1 protein-coding gene is annotated in these 1,228 nt (G+C 69.1%); it reads right to left on the minus strand.

The annotated features are described in order from the left end of the window. Positions 1–1,228, minus strand: a 1,228-nt coding sequence (locus H8B02_RS47325) for an AsmA family protein (RefSeq protein WP_229172519.1), incomplete at both ends; no start/stop codon positions are given.

The following is a 1,228-nucleotide window of genomic DNA, read 5'->3' on the forward strand; positions in this document are numbered from 1 at the left end:
GGCCGCCGGGGTCGGAGGCGGCACCGGTTCGCCCCGCTCGATCGCGTCGAGCCGCTTGGTCTCCCGGTCGATCGCGCGCACCGCCAGCCACGACGACAACGCTGCAATGTCGATGCTGCGCGACAATCCGTCGGGTGTGCCCACCGCCAGCAGCTGTATTTCCGGGCGGCTGGTGGCAGTGCCGATCTGGGTCGACGTCAGCGCGGTGCGGATGTCGGCCTGGTCGGCCGGAATGTCGTAGCCGCCGGACACGACGACGTTGGCACCGCTCGCCGCAAGCGTGGTGACGCCGATCCGGACGCGGCCGTCGCGGATGTTAAAGGGAATTTGCGCCGAAGCGACCGACAGCCCGCCGGCTGCGAGCGCCGGTTCGACGATCTGCCTCAGCCGCGCGTCGTCGGTCGCCTGCCCGGAATCGCTGGCGCGGATCGCAACGTCGAACGCGCGCGGATCGAGGCCCGGAAGGTTCAGCCCCTCCAGCGTCACGGCGCCGCTGCCGGACAGCGCACCGATCAGCGCCGAGGCGCTGCGGCCCTGCGTCAACAACGTCATCTGCATCGAAGTGCGTGCCTTGGGCATCGCGAGACTGCGGTAGCGCAAGGCCGCGCCGTCGACGCCCGCAAGCTGCACATTTGCATTTAAGGCGAGTCCGTTGACGCCCTGCCGCGCATCGATGGAGGCGGTCGCCTCGCCGCCACCGATCTTGCCCTTGACGCCGTCGAAGGTCAGTGACTGCCCATCCGACCTGATGGTGCCGCGGACCGGCTGCAGCTCGGCGCCGCCGGGCAGCAGACCGTGCAGCGCTTCGAACGTGACCTTGCCGCGCCAGGCGCTTGTCAGTCCCTGGCCGAGCGGCTCCGTCGCATCACGACCAACCGCACCGATCGCCGCCGCGAAAATCGGTGCCAGCGTGATCTGATCGAGGCCGACTTCACCGTCGATGCTCTTCTGATCGGCGAGCGTCAGCGCCAGTCGGCCGCGCAGCCGCGAACCGGCGACGATGCTGTCGAGATCGTCGAAGGTCAGCCTGTCACCCGCAAGCGTGAGCCGCGACGACAAGCGGATGTTTGCCGCCGGATCGGATGATTTCAGATTGAGCAGCGGACTGATGTCGGCGCTGCGGACACGGAGGCTGATGCTCGATTTGCTCTCCCCGGCCCCATCCTTGGACCACGGCTCCGCGGTCCCTTCCGCATCCGCGTCGAGCCCGGCGCCCCAGAGCCGCACC

Source organism: Bradyrhizobium altum (genome assembly GCF_020889705.1).
In the GTDB taxonomy this organism is placed as follows: Bacteria; Pseudomonadota; Alphaproteobacteria; order Rhizobiales; family Xanthobacteraceae; genus Bradyrhizobium; species Bradyrhizobium altum.